Below are 23,607 nucleotides of genomic sequence, written 5' to 3'. Positions count from 1 at the left end.
GGGAACGGACAGGCAACGCCTCCGCCGCCTCCACCCGCGCGAGGACGAAAAACCGCAACCATGTTGACCGTACTGCTCGTCGAGGACGATCTCGATCTCGCCCGGACCGTGATCGAGTATCTGGAGCTGGAGGCGATCCGCTGCGACCACGCCGGCAACGGCGTGGCCGGGCTGGAGCGGCTGCGCCACGAGCGCTACGACGTGGTGCTGCTCGACCTCAACCTGCCGCGCCTCGACGGGATCGCCCTGTGCCGGCAGGCGCGCAGCGACGGCAACGACACCCCGCTGCTGATGCTCACCGCCCGCGACCGCCTCGACGACAAGGTGGAGGGGTTCGATGCCGGCGCCGACGACTATCTGGTCAAGCCGTTCGAGCTGCGCGAGCTGGCCGCGCGCATCCACGCCCTGGCGCGGCGGCGCAGCGGCCAGGCGCGGCGCCTGCGCTACGTCGGTCTGGAGATGGACCTGGATGCCCGCCGGGCGAGCCGCGACGGTACCCCGTTGAAACTCTCGCCGAGCGGCTGGCGACTGCTGGAGGCGCTGCTGCGCGCGGCACCGGCCGCGCTGCCGCGGCGCGCCCTGGAGCAGGCGCTGTGGGGCGACGAGCCGCCCGACAGCAACGCCCTCAAGGTGCACCTGCACCACCTGCGCAAGGCGCTCGACGGCCCCTTCGGCGAGCCGCTGCTGCATACCGTTCCCGGTTACGGCTTCGCCCTGCGGAGCGAACATGATGAAACGCCCGCTCAGCCTTAAATGGTTCCTGGCGCTGGCCTTCCTTTCGCTGGCGGCGGTACTGGTGGTTGGCTATTCGGTGCTCAGCGTCCACTTCTTCTACCGCGGCATGGACAGCTTCGTCGCCGCCGAGATGGAGCGGGCGATGGGCGAATTCCTCGACGCCACCCCCGTGGCGCAACGCCCGGAGGGCGGTGAGTACCGCGGCTACCGCTACGCCCACCGCTGGGAGGCGATGCCGGCGGAGATCCGCGCGGTCTACGATGCACCGCCGGCACAACCCGGCACGCTCTACGTGCGCGACCCCTCCGGCTGGTTCGAACACCCGAACCGGATCTACTTCGCGATGCGCATCCACCGCCACGGCGAGACGCTGTTCGCGGTCGAGACCAAGAGCGCGGAAAGCGCCCCGCGGATCATCCGCCACAACCTCCACCAGAGCCGCCGGCTGCTGCTCGCCGCCGGCGCCGCCATCGTGCTGCTCTTCGCCCTGGTCATCTGGCGGCTGGAGCGGCGCGTCGCCCGTCCGGTGGCCGAGCTGCGGGCGTGGACCCGCGACCTCGACGGCGAGCGGCTGAAGGCGCCGCCGCCCGACTTCGCCTATCCCGAACTCAACGAGCTGGCGGCGCTGATCCGCGACAGTCTCTCCTCGCTGCAGCAGGGGCTGGAGCGCGAGCAGCGCTTCCTGCGCCACACCAGCCACGAGCTGCGCACGCCGATCAGCGTGATCCGCAACAACGTCGAGCTGATCGGCCGGTTGGGTGAGGAGGGAGATCCGCGGCGGGCGGCGGCGATCGAGCGCATCGACCGCGCCAGCCTGACCATGCAGAGCCTCACCGAGACCCTGCTTTGGCTGAGCCGCGAGGGGGAGGCGCCACCGGCACGGCGGCCGGTGGCGCTGGACGGGCTGCTCCGCCGGCAGGTGGAGGAGCTGCGCTATCTGCTGGAAGGGAAGGCGGTGGAACTGGAGGTGGAGAGCGAACCCTACCGCGCTGAGCTGCCGGAGACCGCGGCGCGGATCGTCCTCGGCAATCTGGTCCGCAACGCCTTCCAACACACCTGGGAGGGCGAGGTGGCGATCCGCCAGCGGGGCGCCGAGGTGGTCATCATCAACCACGGGGAGAACGGCGAGGAGAGCGACCTCGGCTTCGGCCTCGGCCTGCGCCTCACCGCCCAGCTCACCGAGCGCCTCGGCTGGCCCTACCGCAACGAGCGGGAGCCCCACGGCCACCGGGTGACCGTCACCTTCACCGACCCCGATCGAATGCGATCGGCCGCCGGCTAGACCTGCCCTTTTCTGGAAATTCTCGTCAAATAGCTCACTATTCTCCTCAAATTTCCGAAAAATTGGGACCGTTCTCCCACTCCCGCAGCTCGATCCCCCTAAGTTCGACAGCCTCCTAGCGAGGAGATCAATTCGAATCGCGGAGAAAAACCCAACTCGCGGACGATGCGCTCGTTGCGGAAACAGGCCGAGCCCAGCAGCCGTTCCACCGCCGCCGCATCGATCGGCATCCTGCGTCCCGCCAGCCGCCCCACTCCCTCCCCCACCCCGCCGGCCAGGCGCAGCAGCCAGGCGGGAAGGGCCCAACGCGGCGGCGTGCGCCCGAGGGCGAGGCACATCGCCTCGTACAACTGGCGGGTGGAGTAGTCGTGGCCGTCACTGACGATGTAGGTACGTCCCGCGGCGGCGGGATGGCGGGCGGCCAGCATCGCCGCCTCCACCAGATCTTCCAGGTGGACCATCGAGCGACGGTTACCGGTCTCGGGCAGTGGCGGGAAACGGCCCCGCCGGATCTCCCGGCGCATCCGCTCCAGGTTCCCCTTCGCCCCCGGACCGTAGACCAGTGTCGGGCGCAACGCACAGACCTCCATTGCCGTCTCCGCGGCGATCACCATCAGCCGCCGCTCCGCCTCGCGCTTGGAACGCCCATAGAGGTCCGACTCCGGCGGAGGGGCATCCCAAGCCTCATCGACACAGCGCGCCCCCGGTTCGGCCACCGCCTTGATCGAACTGAAATAGATCAGCCGCCGCACCCCGGCGGCGGCGGCGGCGGTAGCCACCGCCTCGCTCCCCTCGACGTTGACGGAGAAGTAGAGGTCATCGAACTCGCTCCCCCGGGGAAATGCGTGAGCGATTCCCGCGAGGTGGAAGACGACGTCGGCCCCCTCCATCATTCCCGCCGGGAGCATCCCTTCGCCCAACCGCCCACATACCCACTCGTCCCACGGCGGGCATTCGGCCGCGGCCGGGGGGCGCCGCAACAACGCCCGCACGCGGTATCCCCGCTCGCGCAGCCGCCCACAGAGACAGCGCCCAATGAAGCCGGTGGCCCCGGTGACGACGGCGAGCGGCGCCTGCCCTACCACCAACGCCACCCGTGCTTGCCGAAATAGCGCCAGGCGGAAGTGACGAACATACGGATGTGGGCGCCCCCCTTGCGGGCCGCCCCCCCGCCGAAGTGGCGGATCCGCATATCCGGCAGCAACACCACCTGGGAGAGGCGGGCAATCCGCCGACTCAGGTCGAAGTCCTCGAAATAGAGAAAGAATCGCTCATCGAAACCGCCAACGGCACGCAGCGTGGCACCACGCAGCAGCATGAAACAGCCACTCACCACCGGCGGGCCGAACACCGGCCGTTCCAACGGGAGATCCGCCAGGGTGTAGCGCGCCAGCCGCGCGGCAAAACGTCGGCGCAGCGCGGCAGGGGCGAACCCGCGCAGGAAGAGGTCCCATACCGTGGGACTCTGCTTGCAGAGGTGTCCGGTACAACCCGCATCGTCGATCACCAGCGGGACCACCAGCCCGACGTCGGCGCGCCGCAGGAGCAGGCGCACCCCCTCGACCAACGCTTCAGGCTCCATCAGCACGTCCGGATTGAGTACCAGATGATAATCGCCGGGAGCGGCGAAAGAGGCGAGGTTGTGCCCCCCGCCATAGCCGACGTTGCCTTGGCCGGAGAGCAGGAGAAACTCACCGAGCCGCTGCGGCCAATGGCGCCCCAAACGCTCCAGCGCCTCACACCAATGATCGCCGGGGCCATTGTCCACCAGCACCAGCCCCACCCGCTCCACCACCCCGGCCGCCACCGCACGATCGGCCGCCTCCGTCAGCGCAACGAGCACCCGTCCGAGCAACTCCAGGTCGGGATGGTAGGTGACCAGAGAGACCGTCAACCCGCATGAATCACTGACCATCGTCTCAACAGAGGCGACGGGCGCCCCCCTCCCGCTTCATCTGCCGGGACTTCCTCGCCCACATGACCGCCTGAACATAGAGCAGTATCTGGCGAGGGACTCCCTGGCGGTGGATGCCCAGAGCGAAGACGCGGCGGGCGCGAACCATGCCGTGCATCGGCACCTCGAATAGCTCGCAATACGCCTCCACCAGGGAGCGCCGCGCATCCCCCGCGGCCGTACCGCATTCGTCGAGCCGGCGCAACAGCGCCTGGGCCTGACAGACCGTGCGGACGAAGTTTCCCACCCGCATTCCGCGCCGACGCCCAAACAGGATGTAGAAGGGAATCAGGCGTCGCCAATAGCCCTGCGCCCCCACCTGATTGCCGCCGTGCTGGCGATAGCGGACGGTCTGCTCGGGCAGGTGGTGGAGACGACCGCTGGCGGCGGCGCACAGGGCCAGCCACCAGTCGTGCATCATCACTCTGGGAGGAATCGGCAGGGCCACCTCGAGCAGCGCCCGATTGACCAGCATCGTGCAACCGGTGACGAAATTCTGGGTCAGTAGCACGGGCAGGGGGTTGGTCTCATGGCGCAGCATCTCGAAGCGCATGAAAGAACGGTGGATGCGCTTCATATCGCGATCGACCACCTCCAGATCGCTATACATCAGACGTGGAATGGTCGTTGAGCCCTCATCCCCCTCGCGTTCGCGCAGCAGGGCCAACTGACGTTCCATCTTGTCGTGGGACCAGATGTCATCCTGATCGGCGAGGAAGACGTACCGTGCGCCACGCGCGTGGGCGTGGGCGAGCAGGGCGTTGAAATTTCCGGCGGGACCCTGGTTGCCGAGCCGATCATCAAGCAGCCGGATTCGCGAGTCCTCCTCCCCGTGGCGCCGCACCACTTCCAGGGTATCGTCGGTGGAACCGTCATCGCGCACCCACAAAACCCAGTCGCGATAACTCTGCCGGCGCAGACTCTCCAACTGCTCGCCGATGAAACGGCCACCGTTGTAGGTGGCCATCACCACCTGTACCGGACTCGCATCGCCAACCAACGTCTGGTTCATCACCATTCCGAACGCCACCGAGGGAAAAAAAGGAGGCGCGGTCTCAGCGTCCGCGCCTCGCAACAGCGATCGATCCCACACAAGGGGGCTGCCAATGAAGTATTGACGGGTTCAGAGCCTTAACGGCGGAACGCCGCAGCTCCGCTGACCTTGATCTGATTCGATTCCAACATATAGACCAGGCCCGCGCCGGCTCCCGTGGCACCGGTAAAGCCGCCGCTGATCACGCCGGCGTTGGCACTACCGCACCCGGCGCCGCTGCAGGAGACGGTGAGTGGATTGACGCTCGTCTGATCGACGTGGAAACGGCCATGGTTCTGGATCTTGACGTTACTGGCCAGGGCATCGAGCGTCGCCCCGGAGACGGTGACGTTGACCCCGGTACTCACCGTCATGGCGGTAAAGTTCGCGTTGAGGGTGGCGCTGTTGAGGGTACCGGTGACACCGTTTTGGTCGGTCGGAGAGGTGTTGCCGAATAGATTGTAGGAGTAGGTGCCGGAAACCGGCAACGCCATCGGCGCGGTAAGTTCCGGCCCCATCACGTAGTGCATCCCGGCGACGTTGCTCACCGACGCACCGACACCGTCGATCCGGTTGGAGGAGGTGTAGGCCGTACCGCTCCAACGCCCCCAGACCACCCCGGTGACCGGGTCCCGTCCCCCGTCGACCACGGCGGAGCCGCCGATCGAGAGGTGCAGCGGGGCCACTCCGCCGTTTCGTTCGCCGAGGGCGAGCGGCGTCACGTCAAGACCGGTCACCTGACCATCGGCATCGGTTTCGACCCGACCGGCGTTGTTGTGCTGAAAGATCACCCCACCGAAGGCGCCGCTGCCGGAGGCCATCAGGCCGGGGGCCGCCAATGCCACCTGGCGGAAGGGAGTAGCGGTGTTGTTGGTCGTCGCGGCGGCGAACGACGCCACACCATCCACTGCCACCTGCGTTCCGGGGGTCGCGCTGGTCTGGCGGAGGTCGTAGGCGAGCACCGCGCCGTTGAGACCCGCTCCGGTGAGCGCCCCGCTCATGGAACCATATGCCGCAGATCCATTGCGGGTGACCGAGAGCTCGTCCGGGTTGTTGCAGCTCTGGCAACTGATCGCGGTGAAGCCCGCTGAGCTCAGCGGATAGTCGACAAGACTCGCCCTCCAGTTGGAGTCACTTACCGTCGCGTCGACGGCGACGCTCACCGACTGCTTGGTGAAGTTGGCGGTCAGCGAGGCACTGTTGAGGGTACCGGTCACCCCGCTCAGGTCGGTCGGATCGGAAGCGCCGACCAGATTGTAGTTCACCGTGCCGGTCAGGATCTGCGAGAGATAACCGGGGTTCGGCGTCGGCCCGAGAATCCACTGGACCCGCGACCCGTCGAGGGCGTAGGTGCGGTTGATCACGGTACCGTTCGCGTCGATATAGTTCTCCTCCACGCCGTCCGCCAGCCGGCTCCCATAGGTGACACCGTTGGCGTTGTCACCTCCCGAAACGCTCGACCGCCCGGGGTTGACCACCGCCAGCCCCACCGTCCCCTGCGGTGTGCTGCTGCTCCAACTGGTGAAGCTGCCGAACAGGTCGGTCGAGACCTCCGCTTCGTCGGCGACGAAATCACGGACGTTGTTCCCGGTGAAGGCGACCGTACCCACCACACCTGCAGTGTAAGGCACTGCAGTCCGATCGGGCTCCGGAGCCGGCGTCGGCGTCGCGGTCGGCGTCGGCGTCACGGTGGGGGTCGGCGTCACGGTCGGCGTCGGTGTCACGGTAGGGGTCGGCGTCACGGTCGGCGTCGGCGTCGCGGTGGGGGTCGGCGTCACGGTCGGCGTCGGCGTCGCGGTGGGGGTCGGCGTCACGGTCGGCGTCGGCGTCACGGTCGGCGTCGGCGTCGCGGTAGGGGTCGGCGTCGCGGTAGGGGTCGGCGTCGCGGTCGGCGTCGGCGTCGCGGTCGGCGTCGGCGTCACGGTAGGGGTCGGCGTCACGGTAGGGGTCGGCGTCACGGTCGGCGTCGGTGTGGGCGTTGCAGTCGGCGTAGGCGTTGCGGTCGGCGTCGCGCCCTGCTCGTCCACGTCGGAGGTCTGCCCGTCGGAATCGGTCACTCTCTGGGAGGTGAAGTCCACCACCTCCTGGTTGTCGGTGGAGCCTGTGATGGTAGTCGTCACCTCGTTGCTGCCGGTGGACCCGGGAGCGCCCTCGTCGCCCCCCTGTCCAGCAGCTGGGCCCCGAACTCCATCCCCCGAACCGACGTCACCTCCCTGGCCGTCCTCACCACCCTGGTCCTGCTGCTCTTGTTGATCCTGCTGTCCTTGCTGCTCCTGCCCTTCCCCTCCCTGGCCGTCCTGTCCCTCCTGCTGATCACCCTCCTGCTGATCACCCTGCTGCGCGTCACCGCCGGCCGGCTGCTGGTAGAACGACGGGAGTTGCGGCAGCAGGGTGGGCTGGGCCCCCGGGCTCGACACGAAACCGACCTGGCCGGCGCCGATCACCTGCTGACCCACCTCGTTCTGGATCACCGTCGATCCGGAGTTGACCTTGTCGTAGGCACCGGTGGCCGGCTGCCCGTCACCCTGACCCGCACCGCCGGGGGGCACGTAGAACGGTTCGTGGTCGGTACCGCGAATACCGATGGTGGCCACCGGCGTGGAGATCCGCACGTTCTCCTTGTGGGTGCGGCCGATGGCGCCGGTGATGGCGCGGAAGCCGCCCTTCAGCAGCGAGAAGAAGCTCTTCTCGGTGCCATCCTCCTGGCCCTCGTACTGGAAGACGTCGATGCGCATGCGGGTGTCGGCACGCACCGCGAGAAATCCGCCGTCGGCCATGCGGGCGTGGAGCGAGGAGCTGGCGCCGGTGATCACCGTATCCCCCTCCTCCAGGGAACCGCCACGGGCGGGTGTCCGTTCGCCCCCCTGGGCGTCGATCACCCGCACGTCGCCGCGGGCGAAGAGGATCTTGCCCGCCGCGGCCCAGGCCTGGACCGGTGCGCCAAGCACCACCGCCAACAAGGTGAGGAACAGCCCGGCGTGGAGGCCGGGAATGGAAAATCGGCGCTGGTCTCTGTTCATGGTCCGCTACCCGCAGGAGATCAGAAATCGCGCCGCACGGTCAGCGAAAGCTCCGCGCGGTCGTATTCGTAGATCTGGATGTTGGAGTCGTTCCGGGTATAGGCGATCTGCCCGAGCAGGCTCCAGTCGGGCTTGAAGCCCCAGTCGAAGCCGGCGCGCAGGTCCGCCATCTGATCCTCCCGGGTGGTGAGGAAGATCAGGTTCCTCCGGTCGTAGTCGCCTTCCTGCAATCCGAGGCTGGCGAAGGCGCTGAGGTCGTCGCTGTAGCTGTGCTGAATGCCGATCCGCCCACCCAGCAGGTCCTTGTTGCCGTCGGCACGACTATTCGTGTCGTCCTCCCGCCCCCCGTAGAGGTTGGCGAAGAGGATGGTCTTGCCGTCGCTGCCGCCGAGGGCGTGGAGCCAGGAGGCACCGATCACGCTCTGATCGATGTCGTTGGTGGCGAGCACGGCGTCGTCGTAGCGCACCGCGGCGTACTGGGCGGAAAACGCCAGCAGGTTGTCGGCGTCGACGCTGTGGCGCCACTCGGCACTGATGCCCGCGAGATCGCGGTTGAGGCGATCGTCCTGGTAGTAGCGTCCGCCGTCCAGGCCGAGCCGGAAGACCTCGTTCCCTTCGCTGAGCTCCAGTCCGACCCGGCCGCTGACGGAGCCGGTATCGAAGGTGTGCTCGCTGAACAGGTTGCGCCGTTCGGCATCGGCACCGGCGTAGAACTTCAACCCTTCGCGCAACGGATAGGTCACCTGACCGCCACCCGCCAGGGTGAAGAAGCCGTCGTCACTCTCCACGTTGGTCGCCGACAGCTGGAGATTGACGCCGAACAGCGGCGCGAAGATAGTGGACTGGTCGGTGGAGTTGTTGACGTTGCTGTCGTAGCCGAAGCCGGCGGCGAGATACCCCGACCACTGGGGCCCGGTGCGCAAGGCGATCTCTTCGGCACGGCGCTGCTCGATGGCCGCCAGGTAACGAGTCACGGCGCGGCTCGCCGCGGCCGGCGGATTCAACCCCTGGACGGCACGCAGTTCGGTCTCGGCGCGATCCAGGTCGCCCATGGCAAACCAGGCGCGCCCGAGGTCCAGGCGGGCGCCGGCGTGGCGCGGGTTGACCGCGAGCACCCGCTCCAGGGAGAGGGTCGCCATCTCCGGATGGCCGGCGTCGAGGGCCGCGATCCCCAACAGATAGTCGAATTCCAGCTCGCCGGCCCGAGTGGCCTCCTCGGCCACCAGCAATTGGTAGGCCGCATCCGCCTGACCGGCCGCCATCAGCTCGCGGGCCTGGGAGAGAAGCTCGGGGGAGGCATGGGAAGTGCCGACGGCGGAGGCGAGGACCAGGGCCGTCAACCAGCGGCGAGGGGCGGCGGTTCTTTTAATCATAAGGGTACCGAATTCGCGTTGATCTGGCGTGGTTATCTCAGATTATTCTAAAGCGCTGGAGGACGCAAACCCGGGGTTCCCATCCCACGATCGGTACCCCGTCCATCTGAAAATCCGGGATCTCTTTTCGGCACCGTCACCGCTGCGCAATCAACACGCACTCCTCCCCCACCTCCGGCGACCACCAGCCGAACAACCACTCCAGCCACTCCATCCCCTCGGCCCACAGCCGCTGGGTGGGGGTGGGCCCGTGCAACGGATCCACCCGCCCCGCCTCACGCAGCATCCGGCTCGCCACCAGGATGCCGCGGGCCCGCGGCACCGCCTGGCAGCGGACCTGCGAGAAACCGGCCTGCCGGGCGGCCTCGGCAAGGGCCCGCGGCGGAAACAGGTGGAGGTGGCGCGGCGGCTCCAGCCCTCGCCAATCGGCACCGAACAGACGGTGGCCGAAGGCCGATGGATTGGGGGTGAGGAGCACCAGCCGGCCGCCGGGACGCAACACCCGCCGCGCCTCGGTCAGCAACGCCCAGGGATCGGGCACATGTTCGATCACGTGGACCATGGTCAGGGCGTCGAAACGCCCCTCCTCGTAGTCCTGGGCGGCGAGGTCACCAAGCCGGACGTCGACCCCCTTGGCGCGAGCGGCGGCCACCGCGGCGGGGTCGAAGTCGACCCCCTCCACCTGCCACCCGAGCCGCGCCATGCGCCGCAGCGCCGAACCATCCCCGGCGCCCACCTCGAGCAGCGCGCCGTCCGCCCGGGCGGGCAGGTACATCACCCGTGTGTCGGCCCCGGCGCGCCGCCCCGGATGGAGGTAGAGCAGCGCCCCGGCACAACGGGCCGCCCAGCCGGCGGGGTAGCCCCAGCGCGTTGCCTGGTAGCCCGCCTCCAGGCGGCGATAGAGTCCGCGCACGCCCGTCTCCACCTCTTCGTCTCCACCCTCCCCATGGGTGTAATAGTTGGCATAGAGCTCCCCCAAGGTCAGCGGATCGGGCATCGGATCGATCCAATGGAGACCGCAGGCGGGCGCGCTGCAACGGCGGGTCCCCCACTCGCCGGGGGCGCCGAAGAGGCGATCGCGCAGCCCGCTGTGGAGCCGCTCGCCCGGCGCGCCGCAGGCGGGGCAGTGGGTGACTTCACGGGGAGGGGGTTGCAATGGTTCCATCGACAATCGGGTTCCAAGTCAGCATCGTCTAATCATGAAATCGCCGCGCCGCAGGGCGGATTGGCGTAGCGTAATCCGCCAGGAACGAGGGCACCTTCGCCGCAGTCGGCTCCGATCCAGCAGATCGCGCCAACGCAAATCCGCCCTACTTCCCGGACCCTCTGAGGAGGTCCAGCAGGATCGACCGGCCATGGTACGCCGCCGCCAAAAGCGCCGCCAGCAGCAGCCCACCCCGCGCGCCCACCGACTCCAGCGACGTCAACGCACCCCACGCCAACACCGCCAGCAGCGCCGCGACCATCGCCCGGCGCCCCTCTCCGGCCCCCTCGCGGTGGACGCGCCCGGCGAGCGCGAGCATCGCCAGCAGATCGACCGCCACCCGCAGGGTCCATGCGGCGGCGGCCCCGTCGATCCCCCAGCGCGCCACCGCCGTCCACAACAGCGGCAGGTAGAGCGGCAGCTCCAGCAGGTGGAGCCGGGCGGTCAGATCGGCCCGTCCGGCCCCCTGCACCAGGGCGAAGGGGACGTTGGCCAGCCCGTTCAACAGCACCCCGAGCGCCAGCCACTGCACCACCCCGGCGCTACGCTGGGGGAACTCCCCGCCGAGCCACAGGGCGAGCCCCTCCGGGGCGAAGGCGGCGATCCCCAGGGTGAGCGGGAAGAGCAGCAGGAAGACCCCGTCGAGGGCGCGCCCATAGAGTCGGGCGGCGCGCGACCGGTCGCTCGCCAGCTCGGCGCTGAAGGCGGGGAAGAGCACCCCGATCACCGCCGCCGGGATCACCAGCAGGCGGGTCACCACCTCGTAGGGGGTGACGTAGAAGGTAACCGCCGCCAGGGTCGCCACGGCGCCGATGACGAAGCGGTCGAGGTAGACCATCAGCGGCCCGACCACGTTGCTCACCGTCATCCAGCCGCCGAACCCCGCCAGCCGGCGCAGCACCGCCCGCTCGAAACGGAACCCGAGGCGGGTCTCCGGCACCGCCCACAGCACCACCGCGAGGTGGGCGGCGGTGGCGATCAGGCGGGCGACCAGCAGGGCGGCGATCGCCGCCGGCAGCGCGTCGGAGAAGGGCAACACCGCCAGCGGCGCGAGAAAGAGCAGCAGTCCGGTCGGCACCCGCAAGAGGTTGGAGAGCCCGAAGTAGTGATACCCCTCCAGCACGCCGCGCAGGCCGGTGGTGAGGATCACCAGGGGAACGGTCGCCACCAGCAGCGGAAAGGCGGCAGAGGCCTCCGCGCGCAACGGCGCGGGCAGGTTGAGCGCCGCCCCCACCAGCCACTCGCCGCAGGGGAGCAGCAGCAGCGCGCCGGCCACGCCGAGGGCGGCCATCGCGCTCAACGCCGTCCAGATCAGCGCCGCCATCCGCTGCGGCCGCGCCGGATCCCCCTCCAGGGTGGCGAGCCACTCCGCCGCCAGCTTGGTCAGGGCGCGCCCCAGCCCCAGATCGAAGACGCTGAAGTAGCCGACCACCACCCACGCCATGGCGAGCAGCCCGAAGCGCTCGACCCCGAGCCCGGCCACCAGCGGCGGCATGGCGAGCACCCCCACCGCCAACGGCGCCCCGTAGCCCAGCAGGTTCCACGCCACGCCGCGGCCGAGCCGCCGCCCGCTCCGCACCGTCTGGCGGCTCATCGCCCGCCCCCGATGCCAGGGGGTCCGATCAAGGGTCGGTCACCTCCACCACCAACGGCTGCGGGCAGTAGGCGACCGCCCCGTTGCCGTCGCGGTAGCCGCCGTAGATCCGATAGCTCCCCGCCGCCAGCCGCCCGCCGAACAGCGCGCCCGCCCCCCCGTCCTGGAGGTCCGCCGCCTGGAAGCCCTCCAATCGCTCGGGGTCGCCGTCCCACGCCTGCCAACCGCTGCCGTCGTAGCGGTAGAAACCGCCCTCCCCGCCCGGCACCCGGTATTCGGCAACCGCCAGATACTCCGCCACCGTCCCCGCCGCCGCGACCGCCAGATGGATGCCGAAGTCCTCCGTCGAGCGTCCGCCGACGGAGCTCTGCTCCTCCCCGCCATGGCGGCTCGCCCCCAGGCGCACCACGGCGCCGGCGACCGCCGCCGAATCCGCCAGCCGCACCGCGTCGCAGGCCAGCGGCAACGCCTCGGCCGCCGCCGGCAGCGCCGCCCCGTAGACCCGAATCCCCCAGGAGACCAGCACCCCCTGGTCCTGCGCCTCCTCGTCCACCACCCGCAGGGTCCAGCGGCCCCGCGCCGCCTCGCCGAGGTGAAGGACATCGCCCAACACCCAGTGGTCGAAGCTGAGCGAGCGGGCCCCCGCCGGCAGGTAGCGGCTGGTCATCAGACGCACCTCGGTGCCCGCGGGGGAGGTCAGGTAGATCGCCAGGTCGCCCCAGTAGCTGTGGGTGATGTCCACCGTCACCTCGACGAACTCCACCCGCACCCGGTCGGTGACGAAGAGGGCGCTCTCCACCCCCTCGGGATCGTCGTCGGGGATCGCGAGCGAGGCGTCGCGCAACCACAGCGTGGTGTCGGCCTCCGCGCCCACCGAGGCCCCCCACCCCTCTGCCAGGGCCACCGCCGCGCCGGCATCCACCCGCCCGAAGCCGTACTGCTCGTCGATCCGGTAGCCGGCGCCGTTCCGGCGCCAACGGGCGTGAGCCGGATCGTTGTGGAAGGCGCTGGCGGCAAGCACCTGCTGCACGTCGCGCCAGTTCAGCGCCGGGTTGGCCGCCAGCATCAGGGCGATCACGCCGGAGACCTCGGGAGTGGCGGCGGAGGTGCCGCCGAACTGGCGGGTGTAGGCGAGATCCGCCTCCTCGTAGGACTCGGCACCGCTGTTGTAGCCGAAGGATCCGCTGCGGTCGGTGGTGACGATGTGCTGCGCGCCGCCGCTGGAGGGGGCGTTGACCAGCAGGTTCGCCCCCTCCTCGGCGTACCCGGCGGCATCGCCCTGGTCGGTGGAGGCGGTCACCGCGATGGTGTAGCGGAGGTTGGCGTAGCCGTCGAGATTGGAGTTGTCGTCCGTGCCGCCATTGCCGCCGGCCCAGACGAAGATCTGACCCAGCCCCCCGCGACCGTCGCGGATCGCCTGCTGCATGGCGCTGAGCTCCAGCGCCGACGGCCCTTCGAAGGCGTCCGCCGCGTAGTCGGGCGGCCCCCAGCTGTTGTTGAAGATGGCGACGGAGGCGTCGCTCGCGCCGAACGCATCGGCCACCGCGGACTCGTCGGCGTCGCCCGCGTCGTCCAGCACCCGCAGCCCCACCAGCGAGGCCGCCGGCGCCACCCCGGCACCACCCGCCCCGTTGTCGCCCACCGCCGCGGCGACGCCCGCCACCGCGGTACCGTGATCGCCGGCGGTGGGGTCCCCGTCGCCATCGACGTAATCCCAGCTGGCGGCGGCCACCACGTTCCCCGCCAGATCGGGGTGGGCCAGCTCCAAACCATCGTCGACCACCGCCACCGTCACCCCCGCCCCGAGGGTCTGCCGCCATGCCTCGAAGGCATTCAGGTCGGCCCCGGAGCGTCCCCCCGGGGAGCCGTCGTTGTCCAGGTGCCACTGCTCGCCGAGCAGCGGATCGTTGAGCGAACGGCGGCGCATCGACTTGCGCCAGAGGGGCGCGGCACACTCCACCCCCTCCCGCTCGAACAGGGTATTGGCGACGCTCAGCGCCTGCCCCGTCCCCGCCACCCGGAAGCGGCGGACCCGCGTGGTGCCCCCCTCCGCGGTCATCCCATAGCGCGCGGCCAGATCGGCGATCCGCGCCTCGTCCCACCCCTCGGGGACGCAGAGATAGAGCCGCCCGGTCGGTTGGCGAAGGGCGCCGCCGTCGGCCGAGCGGTAGGTGGGCGCAGACGCCCCCTTGCGCCCGTCGACCACCGTCTGTAGCGCCACCCGGCGGCCGTTCCGGTACCAGTAGGCGCCGGCATCCCCGCCGTCGCCGGCGCTCAGCGGGGGCGCCCACAGCGGCAACAAGCCGAGCGGCAGCAGCCACCGGAACAGGATCTTGGGTTTCACAGGGTCGCTCCGCATGGACGGGGAGTGGAGAGGCAACTACCCGCCCCTCCGATTGAACCGCAGATTAACGCAGATTTTCGCAGATGAGTTCCCAATCCAATCTGCGGAAATCTGCGGTTGAGTCCCGTCGAATAGGGTGAGCAGTCAGGTGGAGAGATGAGGGGCCGGGCGACTCAGAGCTCGCTCCACATCCGCAGCAGGTTGATGTAGGCGTGGTCCACCTGATCGGTGGTCTCCTCGCCCGGCGCCTCCTTGAGCAGCTTGTCGCGGGCCTGGCAGAGGTCCCACAGCACCGCCCGCTTCTCCGGATCGCGCACCAGACTCTGGATCCACAGCACCGCCACCAGCCGCTCGCCGCGGGTCACCGGCGCCACCTGATGGAGACTGCCGGAGGGGTAGATGACGATGTCGCCGGCACGCCCCTTCACCTGCTGCTCGCCGAAGGGGGTCTTGATCACCAGCTCGCCGCCGTCGTACTCGTCGGGCGCGCAGAGAAAGACGGTGCAGGAGACGTCGGTGCGGTAGCGCGAACCCTCGGTGCCCATGATCGGGTCGTCGATGTGGAAGCCGTAGGTCATCCCCTCCACGTAGCGGGCGAAGATCGGCGAGGCGAGGCGGTGGGGCAGCGCGGCGTTGCGGAAGGTCTCGCTGCGGTAGAGGCAGCCGCCGACCGCCTGGGCCATGGTGGCGTAGTTGCGGCTCTCGCGCTCCATCTCCAGGTTGTTCTTCACCTTCTCGGCGGCGGAGCCTGCGGTCAGCTTGCCGTCGACGAACTGCTGGTTGGCCAGCGCGCGGCGCAAGGAGGCCACCTCATCGGCGGTCAACACGTCGGGGATGTGCAGCATCATGGGGGGCAAGTCCTCGTGGTCGGATGAAGGGGGAGATGGTACGTGGTCCGGGGGGCCCGAGGCCACTCGACAGTCTCACCCGCGCTCGCCGATCAGCAGCAGCGACGCCGCCCGCCCGCTCGCCGGATCGAGCGGGGCCCGCTCCTCGACTAGCCGAAGCCCGCAGCGCTCGAACAGCGCCAGCCAGCTCTCCCGGGTGCGGAAATACCACGGTGCCGGCGCCGTGAAACGCGGCCCGAAACCAGCCCAGGAGCCGGGCCGCCAGCCGTCCGCGTAGGGCGCCTCGCCGCACGCCTCCCGCGGATGGAGGGTCTGCACCACCAGCCGCCCGCCGGGGCGCAGCATCGCCGGGAGCGCCGCCAGCAGCCGCTCCACCGACTCCGCGCCGAACAGGGAGAAGTTGCAGACCACCGCGTCGAAGGCCACCGGGAAGCGCCCGCCCGCGGCCAGCGCGGCGTAGTCGAGGCACTCGAACCGCCCGCCCCCCAGCGCCTGCGCCTGTGCCACCAGTTCGGGAATCGCGTCGACCCCGACCGCCTCCACCCCGGCGCCGCTCAAGGCCCGACACAACCACCCTTCACCACAACCCACGTCGAGCACCCGCCGCGGCGCCGCGGCGAGTACCGCCTCCACCACCGCCCGGTCGGTGACCCGCACCCGCGAGCCGATCCGCCGCCCGCGCACCGCCTCGCTCCACGGGCCGGCGTTGCTTCGCCAACTGGCCAGGATCTCCGCCTCCGCATCGTCCACCATGAGCCATCCCCTGCATTAAGGAAGGGACAAGGTACCGAATAGCGGACGGTTGAGGGAATCGGAAACGGCGTCATCGCGGATCAAGGAAGCACGGATTCAATGGCGAGCCATCGGCTGGAATACAGCCCTGGGGCTGTATGTGCGAAAAAATGGCCATGTCTGAATTACGTGGTGCGATCGATAGCAGTGTAGGAGCGGCCCCTAGGCCGCGATCACGACGGAGTGAGGCACCTCGATTTGGCAAGTGGCAGGAGCGGACATGGCGCCATCGCGGCCTAGGGGCCGCTCCTACAGTGAAGCGCGGCAGGCGGGGAGCACCCGGCGGAGCGGTTCGCGCGGCACGGTGAGCGGCTCCTCGCTGAGGCACGGGCTTGCCGCTCGGTGATGCTCCCTTGGTGGACGGAGGTGGTCACTCCGCCTTCTCCGCCGCTTGGCGGATCGGTTCGAGAAGCTGGTCGATGGTCTGTTGCAGCTCCTCCGGGTCCACACGGCGTTGACGCAGCCACTGGTCGAGGGGGTGGAAGGCAGGGTCGGCGAGGAGCTCGGCGAGGCGGGGCACGGCCGAGGGCTGGCCCTCGGCCCGGGCGCGGCGGAAAACGCGGGCGTAGTTGCGTAGCGAGTCCTGGAGGTGCTGCCACAGCCCGGCGGCGAGACGATAGGCCAGGGCGGCGAGCCGGTGGCGGGCCGACTCGGCGCGGTTGGGCTCGCCGCCCGGGGCCTCCAGGTAGTTGGCCAGTTTGTTGTGGGAGATGGCGCGGTCCGCGGGGTCGGTGAGCTGCTCGCACAGGGCCAGGGCGCGGCGTTCCTGGGTGAGCGCCTGGGCGAAGTCCTCCTGGCGGTGGTAGATGTCGGCGAGGGAGGAGAGGATCTTGGCGCGCAAGACCGGATGGTGCTGGAACAGGGCGAGGCAGGCCTCCAGCTCCCGGCGGGCCTCGGCGAGGCGGTCCGGGAGCTGCATCAGCACAGTGGCGCGGTTGAAGCGGGTTGCGCCGATCTCCTCGGGCGGGCGTTGCAGGGCCTGTTCGACCTCCAGCGTCGCATCCAGCCGCTCCAGGGCGGCGGACCAATCCTCGCGCGCATAGTCGGCCTCCCGGGCGATATCGAGGGCGCTGATGTAGGTGCGGGCGAGGGGCTCCGCGTCCGGCGCCTCCGGGAGCCGCTCGCCGGCCCGGCCGCGCCGCCACCAGCCCGCGACCTGGGCCAGCCGCGACGCGATCTCCGGCCGGGCCTCCTCCACCCGGCCCTGCATGACGTCGACGCGCAGGGCCTCCAGCTCGCGGGCTATTCCATGGATCAATGGCCTGCCCGCCTGCTTGTTTGCCTCGGCGGACTCCAGGTGCCGCCGACGGGCGGCGTCCAGGTCGCCATTCAGTACGAGCGCAACCGCCCAGTTGCCGGTGATCCAGGCTAGGTCCGCCCAAGCCTGGCGTAGCGCCGGGGTTGGTTCGACCGGGGCGTCGGACGTGGTTACCGACATCGCCCCCGAGGCGCCCTCGGCGGCGGCGCGGGCCTGGGCCGCGGCCTGCTCGTAGAAGGGCAAGGAGCGGTCCGGCTGCCCAGCACTCTCCAGGGCATCCCCCAGATAGCAGAGGCAGGACCAGCGCGGCTCGCCCTCCGGCGCGGCCTCCACGGCGCTCTGCAGGTGGGGGATCAGCCCCTCCAGCAGGCGCGGGTCGGAGGTGCCGGTGACGAGGGTACTGACAAAATTCCCCAGCCGCCCCCAGGCCCGGGCCTGGATGCAGTAGACCAGGGCGCGGGCGCCGGCCCGCAGGGCGGCGGTCCCATCCAGGTGGAGCAGGGCGTGGAAGGCGGTCTCCAGTCGCTCGGCGTAGGCGAGGCGGGCCCGATCCTCGTCCCACTCCGGCCCCTCGGCCTGGTTCAGGACCCGGGCGCGGATGCGCTCGCGCACCAACTCGTGACAGCCGTAGGCGGCGGGCTCCTCCCCGTCGCCGAGGGAGGTCACCAGCCCCAGGGCCTGGAGGCGCTCCAGCAGGGGCTGGGGGTCAGGGCGCGCCGGGGGCGGCAGGGCGTCGAGTTGGGCGCGAATCTCCGGGGTCAACCACCCATCCAACTGCTCACGCATCTCCGCCGGGAGCTGGGACAGACTATCGACCATCTGCTTGATCTGCCGAAGCCGCCCCTGCTCCACCCCCTCGCCACCCCATACCCCTACCAGCAAGGACCGCTCCACCGGCTCGTTGGCCACCGCAACCAGCCACAGCAGCTCCCGCGCCTCGGCGCCGGCGTCCTCCAGCAGTCGGTCGAGGGAGGTGTGGAGGGCGTCCTCCAGGTAGCCGCTCTCGTCCGCCCCGTCCTGCGCACGCACCGCGGCGAAGAGGCCCGGCAGGTCGTGGCTCCCCCGGGCCTGCTCCAGCGCCTCCAGGGCCTGGAGGAGTTGCGGCCGCCGTTCGGGCGCGGCGGCGAGGCGCGCCAGGCGGTCCATGAGCAGGGGGTGGAAGCGGCTCGCCTCCAGCAGGCGGTGGGCGAGCCGCCGCTCCTCGTCCGCGCCGAAGGCCAGCGGGCCCAGGGCGGGGTGGGCGCGCAGATAGAGGGCCGCTTCCGCCGGGTCCAGGGGGCCGAGGCGGCAGGCATGGGCGCGCGCCTCGGGCAGCGCGGCCAGGGGGCGGCGGGAGGTGACCAGCACCCGCGAGCCGCTGCCGACCAGTTCGTCGGCGAGGCGTTCCAGGCAGCGATCCCAGGCAGATTCCCGGCATGACCAGCGCGGGTCGTCCGCGGGGCCGACGGGCTCGGCCTGGAGCTGGGTCTCGAAGTTGTCGAGGAGGATCAAGATCGGCTCGTCGCGCAGGGCGCGCAGCAGGTTGCGGGTCAGCCGCTCCAGCCGTCCCGGACCGGTGAACTCCTCCTCGGCATCGCGGTAGACGGCATCGGCGCGATGCCGTTTGACGTGCTCGTGGTAGTGGCCGAGTTCGCCATAGAGCTTCAGATGCACATCGCGCAGGAAGCCCTCGAACCCCAGCGGATTGGGCTTGGACTGGTAGAGCAGCACCCACTGGAAGCGTCGCGCCCAGAGCTCCAGGGCCTCGGCGGCCAGCGCGGTCTTGCCCATGCCGCCGAGGCCGGTGACCACCGCCACCGGCTTCGCGCCGGGCCCGCCGCCGATGAAGCCGGCGCCGAGCCCGGCCAACTCCCAGGTGCGGCCGACGAAGTGGGCGTGGCTCGCCGGGGCGAGTTCGGCGATTGAGTGCAGACAGGGGTCGTGGGGATCGAGGGCGGGGCTGCGCCCCGCCATGGGCTGGAGGCCGGGCTGCTCGGCGCCGTAGAGCAGCGGGGTGGCGTGGTCGGCGACGCTGAAACGGGCGCCCTCTTCATGGTCCAGCAGGGCTTTGCGGGCCAGGGTGAGGCTGGCGGCCACCGCCTTGGGCCGGGAGTGGGCGAGCAGGGTGCGGTAGAACGCCACGGCGAGGTGGCGGGCGTAGTCGTCGCCCACCGCGTAGCGCATCGCCACGACTGACGGCACGCCCCCCTGGAGCAGGGCGTGGGCCATGCCGGTGAAGCCGGTCTGCGGCTTCAGATCGAGGTCGCGGGGGGCGCCGGCCTGCTTCGCGCCCTCGCTCCCATCCAGCTCCGCTCCTTCGGCGAGGGCGAGGAAGGTGTTCCAGTCCGTGACCCGGGCGATGCCGCCGGAGTGGCAGGCGCTGAGGAGCACCAGCCGGGGCAGGAAACCGCCCGCCTGGGTGAAGAGCTTGAGCAGCTCCTCGCCCGAGAGGTGATCCGGCCGGCCATCGGAACCGGCGAGCTCCAATAGGTTGACGTGGCCGTGGCCCGACCAGTGGACGATGTGGTAGCCGCCCTGCTCGAGGATCTGCTCCCTCAGCCGCTCGCGGGTGACGCCGTGGCTGAGAAAGTCCGCCACCACCCGGCGCCCGGGGTAGATCTCCTGCTCGAACAGCCGCTGCAGCTCGCGCCGCTCCTGCCGCATCCCGAGGGGGTGGGAGCCGCGCGCCTCGGCGAAGACGAAGAGCACCCGCAGCGGCTCGTCGGGCTCCAGCGCCAGGGGCCGGGTGGCCGGGGCCTCCATGTCGTGGACCACCCGCACCAGCAGGTTGCGCTCGCCCAGGGTGGATGCGTCGGGACCGGGCCGGGCGATCTCCCAGGGGACCCTGGCCAGGGCCGCGGCGAGGGGGTTCTCCTCCTCGATGGCGCCGGGCAGTTGAATACGTAGCGTACGCTGGTGCTCGGGCTGCCAAAGCGGGGCGAAGATCGCCTCGCCCAGCACCTCCTCGGCGATGCAGACGCCGATCTCCGCGGCCGCCGCGACCTGCCGCGCCTCCTCCACGTAGAGCCGCAGGTAACGGCGCAGGTCGAAGAGGCCCTGCTGGTGGCTGAGGGTGATGGCGCCGAAGTCGGTGGTGTGGGTGGCCAGCTCGACGCCCTGATCGTCGAGGAGGCAGAATTGGGCGCGGTGGCTGCCGGGCCGGGCGGTGATGACGAGGTCGAAGCGGGCGGGCATCGGGATATTCCTTGATTCGTCCGAAGTGCGCAGTATAGGGGGCCGGCGCAAAAAGTTGGCTTCGTCTCGGTGAATTGAAATTTTCTCATGAGGTGATGGGGCCGGAACGAAGCGCTGATTTAATCAGCGTTTCCCTCAGGGAGGCGCGCGCCGGCCGGGCCCGCGGGCTCCTCCAGCTCGAACTCGCCGGAGTAGGCGAAGGTGCGCCCGAGCAGCGGGTGGCGCATCTCGAATTCGATGCGGAAGCGGGTCTCCGACAGCGCCTCCTCCACGATGCGACCGTGACCGAGGATCAGCCACTCCGGAAGGTGGAGGGTGAAGCCACCGATACGCCAACGGTACCCCCGCCCCTCGAACAGCAGCGCGCCGTTGCGTTCGCTCATCGCCATGCGGATCGCCATCCCGAAGCGGACGGTCTCGACGATCTCGTCACCCTGCACATGCTCCATGGTGGAACGGAAACTCCAAGGCTCCCGCCCCGGAAAACGGAACACCCGATGCCAGCGCATCACCTCTGGGCTCCCCTCCTCCACCCAGTTGCGCACCGTCACCGGCACCTGACGCCCGCGGTAGGGGACCAGCGCGCCGAACAGCCGCCCGAACCACAGGAACGGCAGCGCCGCCCGATTGTGATGAACCTCCGCCATCACCCCGCGGATCGACGCCGCCCGCTCGCCGTCCACCCGCAGGTCGTAGTGGCGCCGCACCACCGGTGCCAGCCGCTCCCAGCCCGCGCCCAACGCCCGTTGAATCACCGCTTCCATGAAATATCCCCTTCAGCCGAACGACGGCTTCACCACCATCAGGAAAAAGACCCCCACCATCGCCAGGAAGGCGGGCACCCCGAGCCAGAACCAGATCCGCGCCAGCCGCCGGTACTCGGCGGGCAACCCCGTGCCCCGCCGCACCGCCTCCTCCGCCAGGCGTTGCATGCGGATCTGCAACCACACCACCGGCAGCCAGCAGGCGCCGGCGATCAGGTAGAGCACGATGGAGACCACCAGCCACGGAGAGCTCAACGGGAACCCCGCCAGATGGACCAGCAGCAGCCCGCTGAGCGGCTGCACGATCACCGTCGGCGTGGTGAAGATCCAGTCGGCCCACACCACCAACCGGTTGACCTGGGCAACGGTGACCGGCTCGCCCCGGCGGTCGGCGAAGTACTTGTAGAAGGCGCTCCCCAGCCCGGTGCCGAAGAGCAGGGTCGAGCTGAGGACGTGCAGCCACTTGACGATCAGATATTCCATCACCGCTCCTCCATCACCATCAGCATCAAGGTGGCGACGATCAGCGGCAGGTTCTTGGTCACCGGCCCGAAGGGGTGGAGCCACCACTCGGGGAGCCCGATGCTGATCAGTGCCGAATAGAGAACCATCGCCCCGATCTGGACCGACGCCACCGCCCGCACCCGCCAGCCGATCAGCAGCGCAATGCCCAACGCCCCGTCGAGCAGCGCCCCGCCATAGAGGGCGGCCCACCCCCAGCGCCCCTCCAGGCCGAGGGCCGCGGCGAGCCGCAGACTCTCCTCCAGCGGATACAGCCCCAACGAGACCGCGGCGGTGAACAGCCACAGCAGGCCGAGGCTCCAGCGCAGCAACGGGCGCAGCAGATAGAGCCGGGCGTGCCAGCGGTCCGCCGTCTGCGCCGGGGACTCCGCCAGCGCCGCCGAAAAATCGCGCGGCGCGACACCGAAGGCCTCGACCATCGGCCGCGGATCGGCAACGTTGCCCCGCCGCAGCATCGCCACGGTCTCCGCCGACAGGGGCGTCCCCGGCAACAAACCGAGAAGGCGTGCGGCGGGAACCATCACCCCGTAGGGAACGGAGACACCACGCAACGGCCCCAGCCCCAGCCACCGTCGCCAGCCGTCGAGCAGTTCGCGCAACGGGAGCGGTCGCGGCCCGACCAGATCGACCACCCTTCCGGCCGGCGCCTTTTCTTCAAGCGAGGAAAGCACCGCCGCCGCCAGGTCATCGATGTGGATCGGCTGCAGCGGCGCGTCACCGCCGCCGGGCAGCGGGGTGAGCGGCAGCGCCGCCAGGGCGCGGAAAAACTCGCTGCTCTTGGCGCCGGGACCGTAGACGATGGAGGGACGGAGGATCGTCCAGTGCAGCGGCAACCCGGCGAGGTGACGGTCGGCCGCCCGCTTGGTCAGGTGGTAACGGCTGCGCGCCGAATCGTCGGCACCCAGGGCGGAGAGCTGCACCACCCGCCCCACCTTCGCCGCCACACAGGCGTCGAACAGCGCCACCGGCGCCGCCCGGTGCAACGCATCGAAGCGGCTGCCGCGACCCTCGCGGATGATCCCCACAGTGTTGATCACCGCATCGACGCCGCGCAGCCGCGAGCGCCACGCCGCCGGATCGTGGTCCCGCGAGAAGTCCACCGCCAACGGCTCCGCGCCGGGATGGCGGGCCGCCAGCCGCCGCGGATCGCGACACCCCGCCACCACCTGATGGCCCGCCCCGAGCAGCGCCCGCACCAGCCGCCCGCCGATGAAACCGCCCGCACCGGTGATCAACACACGCATCTCACCACCTCCCGCTCGCCGACGGTGCAAAAGAGCTCGACCGGACCCATCGCCTTCGCTCCTTCGGCATTCACCACCATAAATTTCCGTAATTTCTGTTATTACAGAAATTACGATGCAAAAATCTTTCCCTCTAGTGGGAAGGTCGGCGCTACCGCGCCGACGCGAACGAAGGCAGCGGGCTGCGGCCATGGTGCCCTTGTCAAGCGGGACATCCCGTTCGGAAGGGCCGACGGAGACAGCGACAGGCCGCTGCCCCCGTTCACGTCGGTGCGGTAGCGCCGACCTACACCCGCCAATCGCCCGAAAGGCCGCTAGCGCTGCCCTTTACCCACAAATCGGCCATCAGTGAGTCGCTGGGCGGTCAGCCGCAAGGCGCGCCCTCGCCGGGGCAGCCGCCCTGCCTCAAGAGGGCGCAAGGCTTACCGCGTCCTGCTCACGCCCCTCCCCTACGTCCCTGTAGGGG

General features: G+C 70.0%; 16 protein-coding genes. 2 read left to right on the top strand and 14 right to left on the bottom strand.

Going from position 1 to position 23,607, the window contains the following annotated elements:
• Positions 1 to 60: 60 nt before the first annotated feature.
• Positions 61 to 753: a response regulator transcription factor gene (locus ACYQ2W_RS18490; RefSeq protein WP_459870444.1), complete on the top strand. Its 693-nt coding sequence runs from the start codon at positions 61 to 63 to the stop codon at positions 751 to 753.
• Complete coding sequence (locus ACYQ2W_RS18485) at positions 731 to 2,017, top strand: sensor histidine kinase (RefSeq protein WP_459870441.1); 1,287 nt, start codon at positions 731 to 733, stop codon at positions 2,015 to 2,017. The genes ACYQ2W_RS18490 and ACYQ2W_RS18485 overlap by 23 nt, the downstream gene beginning before the upstream one ends.
• A gap of 98 nt (positions 2,018 to 2,115) precedes the next feature.
• On the opposite strand, the gene ACYQ2W_RS18480 is transcribed toward ACYQ2W_RS18485, so the two are convergent.
• The 14 genes from ACYQ2W_RS18480 to ACYQ2W_RS18415 form a co-directional block, all read right to left on the bottom strand.
• On the bottom strand, positions 2,116 to 3,111 hold the full coding sequence (locus ACYQ2W_RS18480; protein ID WP_459870438.1) for an NAD-dependent epimerase/dehydratase family protein: 996 nt from the start codon (positions 3,109 to 3,111) through the stop codon (positions 2,116 to 2,118).
• On the bottom strand, positions 3,096 to 3,911 hold the full coding sequence (locus ACYQ2W_RS18475; RefSeq protein ID WP_459870435.1) for a glycosyltransferase family protein: 816 nt from the start codon (positions 3,909 to 3,911) through the stop codon (positions 3,096 to 3,098). The genes ACYQ2W_RS18480 and ACYQ2W_RS18475 overlap by 16 nt, the downstream gene beginning before the upstream one ends.
• Before the next feature lie 25 nt (positions 3,912 to 3,936).
• The gene (locus tag ACYQ2W_RS18470) at positions 3,937 to 4,983 is read right to left on the bottom strand and encodes a glycosyltransferase family 2 protein (protein WP_459870431.1); all 1,047 of its coding nucleotides are present in this window, start codon (positions 4,981 to 4,983) and stop codon (positions 3,937 to 3,939) included.
• Between the two features lie 119 nt (positions 4,984 to 5,102).
• The gene (locus ACYQ2W_RS18465) at positions 5,103 to 8,024 is read right to left on the bottom strand and encodes a FecR family protein (RefSeq protein ID WP_459870428.1); all 2,922 of its coding nucleotides are present in this window, start codon (positions 8,022 to 8,024) and stop codon (positions 5,103 to 5,105) included.
• 20 nt (positions 8,025 to 8,044) lie between these two features.
• On the bottom strand, positions 8,045 to 9,397 hold the full coding sequence (locus tag ACYQ2W_RS18460) for a surface lipoprotein assembly modifier (protein ID WP_459870425.1): 1,353 nt from the start codon (positions 9,395 to 9,397) through the stop codon (positions 8,045 to 8,047).
• A gap of 136 nt (positions 9,398 to 9,533) precedes the next feature.
• The gene (locus tag ACYQ2W_RS18455; RefSeq protein WP_459870422.1) at positions 9,534 to 10,562 is read right to left on the bottom strand and encodes a class I SAM-dependent methyltransferase; all 1,029 of its coding nucleotides are present in this window, start codon (positions 10,560 to 10,562) and stop codon (positions 9,534 to 9,536) included.
• Between the two features lie 145 nt (positions 10,563 to 10,707).
• Positions 10,708 to 12,195 carry a flippase gene (locus ACYQ2W_RS18450; RefSeq protein WP_459870419.1) on the bottom strand — a complete coding sequence of 496 codons (1,488 nt, stop codon included), beginning with the start codon at positions 12,193 to 12,195 and terminating at the stop codon, positions 10,708 to 10,710.
• Positions 12,196 to 12,223: 28 nt separating this feature from the next.
• A complete protein-coding gene (locus ACYQ2W_RS18445; protein ID WP_459870416.1) occupies positions 12,224 to 14,539 on the bottom strand; it encodes a S8 family peptidase in 2,316 nt (771 codons plus the stop codon).
• Positions 14,540 to 14,712: 173 nt separating this feature from the next.
• A complete protein-coding gene (locus ACYQ2W_RS18440) occupies positions 14,713 to 15,387 on the bottom strand; it encodes a Fe2+-dependent dioxygenase (protein WP_459870413.1) in 675 nt (224 codons plus the stop codon).
• Positions 15,388 to 15,462: 75 nt separating this feature from the next.
• The gene (locus ACYQ2W_RS18435) at positions 15,463 to 16,140 is read right to left on the bottom strand and encodes a class I SAM-dependent methyltransferase (RefSeq protein WP_459870411.1); all 678 of its coding nucleotides are present in this window, start codon (positions 16,138 to 16,140) and stop codon (positions 15,463 to 15,465) included.
• 409 nt (positions 16,141 to 16,549) lie between these two features.
• Complete coding sequence (locus ACYQ2W_RS18430) at positions 16,550 to 20,611, bottom strand: CHAT domain-containing protein (RefSeq protein WP_459870409.1); 4,062 nt, start codon at positions 20,609 to 20,611, stop codon at positions 16,550 to 16,552.
• 119 nt (positions 20,612 to 20,730) lie between these two features.
• Positions 20,731 to 21,375 (bottom strand): DUF4166 domain-containing protein, encoded by a 645-nt coding sequence (locus ACYQ2W_RS18425; protein ID WP_459870407.1) that lies wholly within the window; start codon positions 21,373 to 21,375, stop codon positions 20,731 to 20,733.
• A 12-nt stretch (positions 21,376 to 21,387) separates the two neighbouring features.
• The gene (locus ACYQ2W_RS18420) at positions 21,388 to 21,858 is read right to left on the bottom strand and encodes a DUF2269 family protein (protein WP_459870405.1); all 471 of its coding nucleotides are present in this window, start codon (positions 21,856 to 21,858) and stop codon (positions 21,388 to 21,390) included.
• Entirely contained in the window at positions 21,858 to 23,141 is a 1,284-nt protein-coding gene (locus ACYQ2W_RS18415) for an SDR family oxidoreductase (RefSeq protein ID WP_459870402.1), read from the bottom strand. Before ACYQ2W_RS18415 ends, ACYQ2W_RS18420 begins: the two co-directional genes overlap by 1 nt.
• Positions 23,142 to 23,607: the final 466 nt, after the last annotated feature.

It is taken from the genome of Endothiovibrio diazotrophicus (assembly GCF_054657215.1).
The sequence above is the reverse complement of the archived record's forward strand: the minus strand, read 5'-3'. Positions and strand labels throughout refer to the sequence as shown.

Excerpts from the sequence above, each read along its gene's own strand:
- ACYQ2W_RS18430 (WP_459870409.1), bottom strand. The coding sequence starts at position 20,611 with ATGCCCGCCCGCTTCGACCTCGTCATCACCGCCCGGCCCGGCAGCCAC.
- ACYQ2W_RS18455 (WP_459870422.1), bottom strand. The coding sequence starts at position 10,562 with ATGGAACCATTGCAACCCCCTCCCCGTGAAGTCACCCACTGCCCCGCC.
- ACYQ2W_RS18415 (WP_459870402.1), bottom strand. The coding sequence starts at position 23,141 with ATGCGTGTGTTGATCACCGGTGCGGGCGGTTTCATCGGCGGGCGGCTG.
- ACYQ2W_RS18465 (WP_459870428.1), bottom strand. The coding sequence starts at position 8,024 with ATGAACAGAGACCAGCGCCGATTTTCCATTCCCGGCCTCCACGCCGGG.
- ACYQ2W_RS18485 (WP_459870441.1), top strand. The coding sequence starts at position 731 with ATGAAACGCCCGCTCAGCCTTAAATGGTTCCTGGCGCTGGCCTTCCTT.
- ACYQ2W_RS18470 (WP_459870431.1), bottom strand. The coding sequence starts at position 4,983 with ATGAACCAGACGTTGGTTGGCGATGCGAGTCCGGTACAGGTGGTGATG.
- ACYQ2W_RS18435 (WP_459870411.1), bottom strand. The coding sequence starts at position 16,140 with ATGGTGGACGATGCGGAGGCGGAGATCCTGGCCAGTTGGCGAAGCAAC.
- ACYQ2W_RS18420 (WP_459870405.1), bottom strand. The coding sequence starts at position 21,858 with ATGGAATATCTGATCGTCAAGTGGCTGCACGTCCTCAGCTCGACCCTG.
- ACYQ2W_RS18440 (WP_459870413.1), bottom strand. The coding sequence starts at position 15,387 with ATGATGCTGCACATCCCCGACGTGTTGACCGCCGATGAGGTGGCCTCC.
- ACYQ2W_RS18490 (WP_459870444.1), top strand. The coding sequence starts at position 61 with ATGTTGACCGTACTGCTCGTCGAGGACGATCTCGATCTCGCCCGGACC.
- ACYQ2W_RS18425 (WP_459870407.1), bottom strand. The coding sequence starts at position 21,375 with ATGGAAGCGGTGATTCAACGGGCGTTGGGCGCGGGCTGGGAGCGGCTG.
- ACYQ2W_RS18460 (WP_459870425.1), bottom strand. The coding sequence starts at position 9,397 with ATGATTAAAAGAACCGCCGCCCCTCGCCGCTGGTTGACGGCCCTGGTC.
- ACYQ2W_RS18450 (WP_459870419.1), bottom strand. The coding sequence starts at position 12,195 with ATGAGCCGCCAGACGGTGCGGAGCGGGCGGCGGCTCGGCCGCGGCGTG.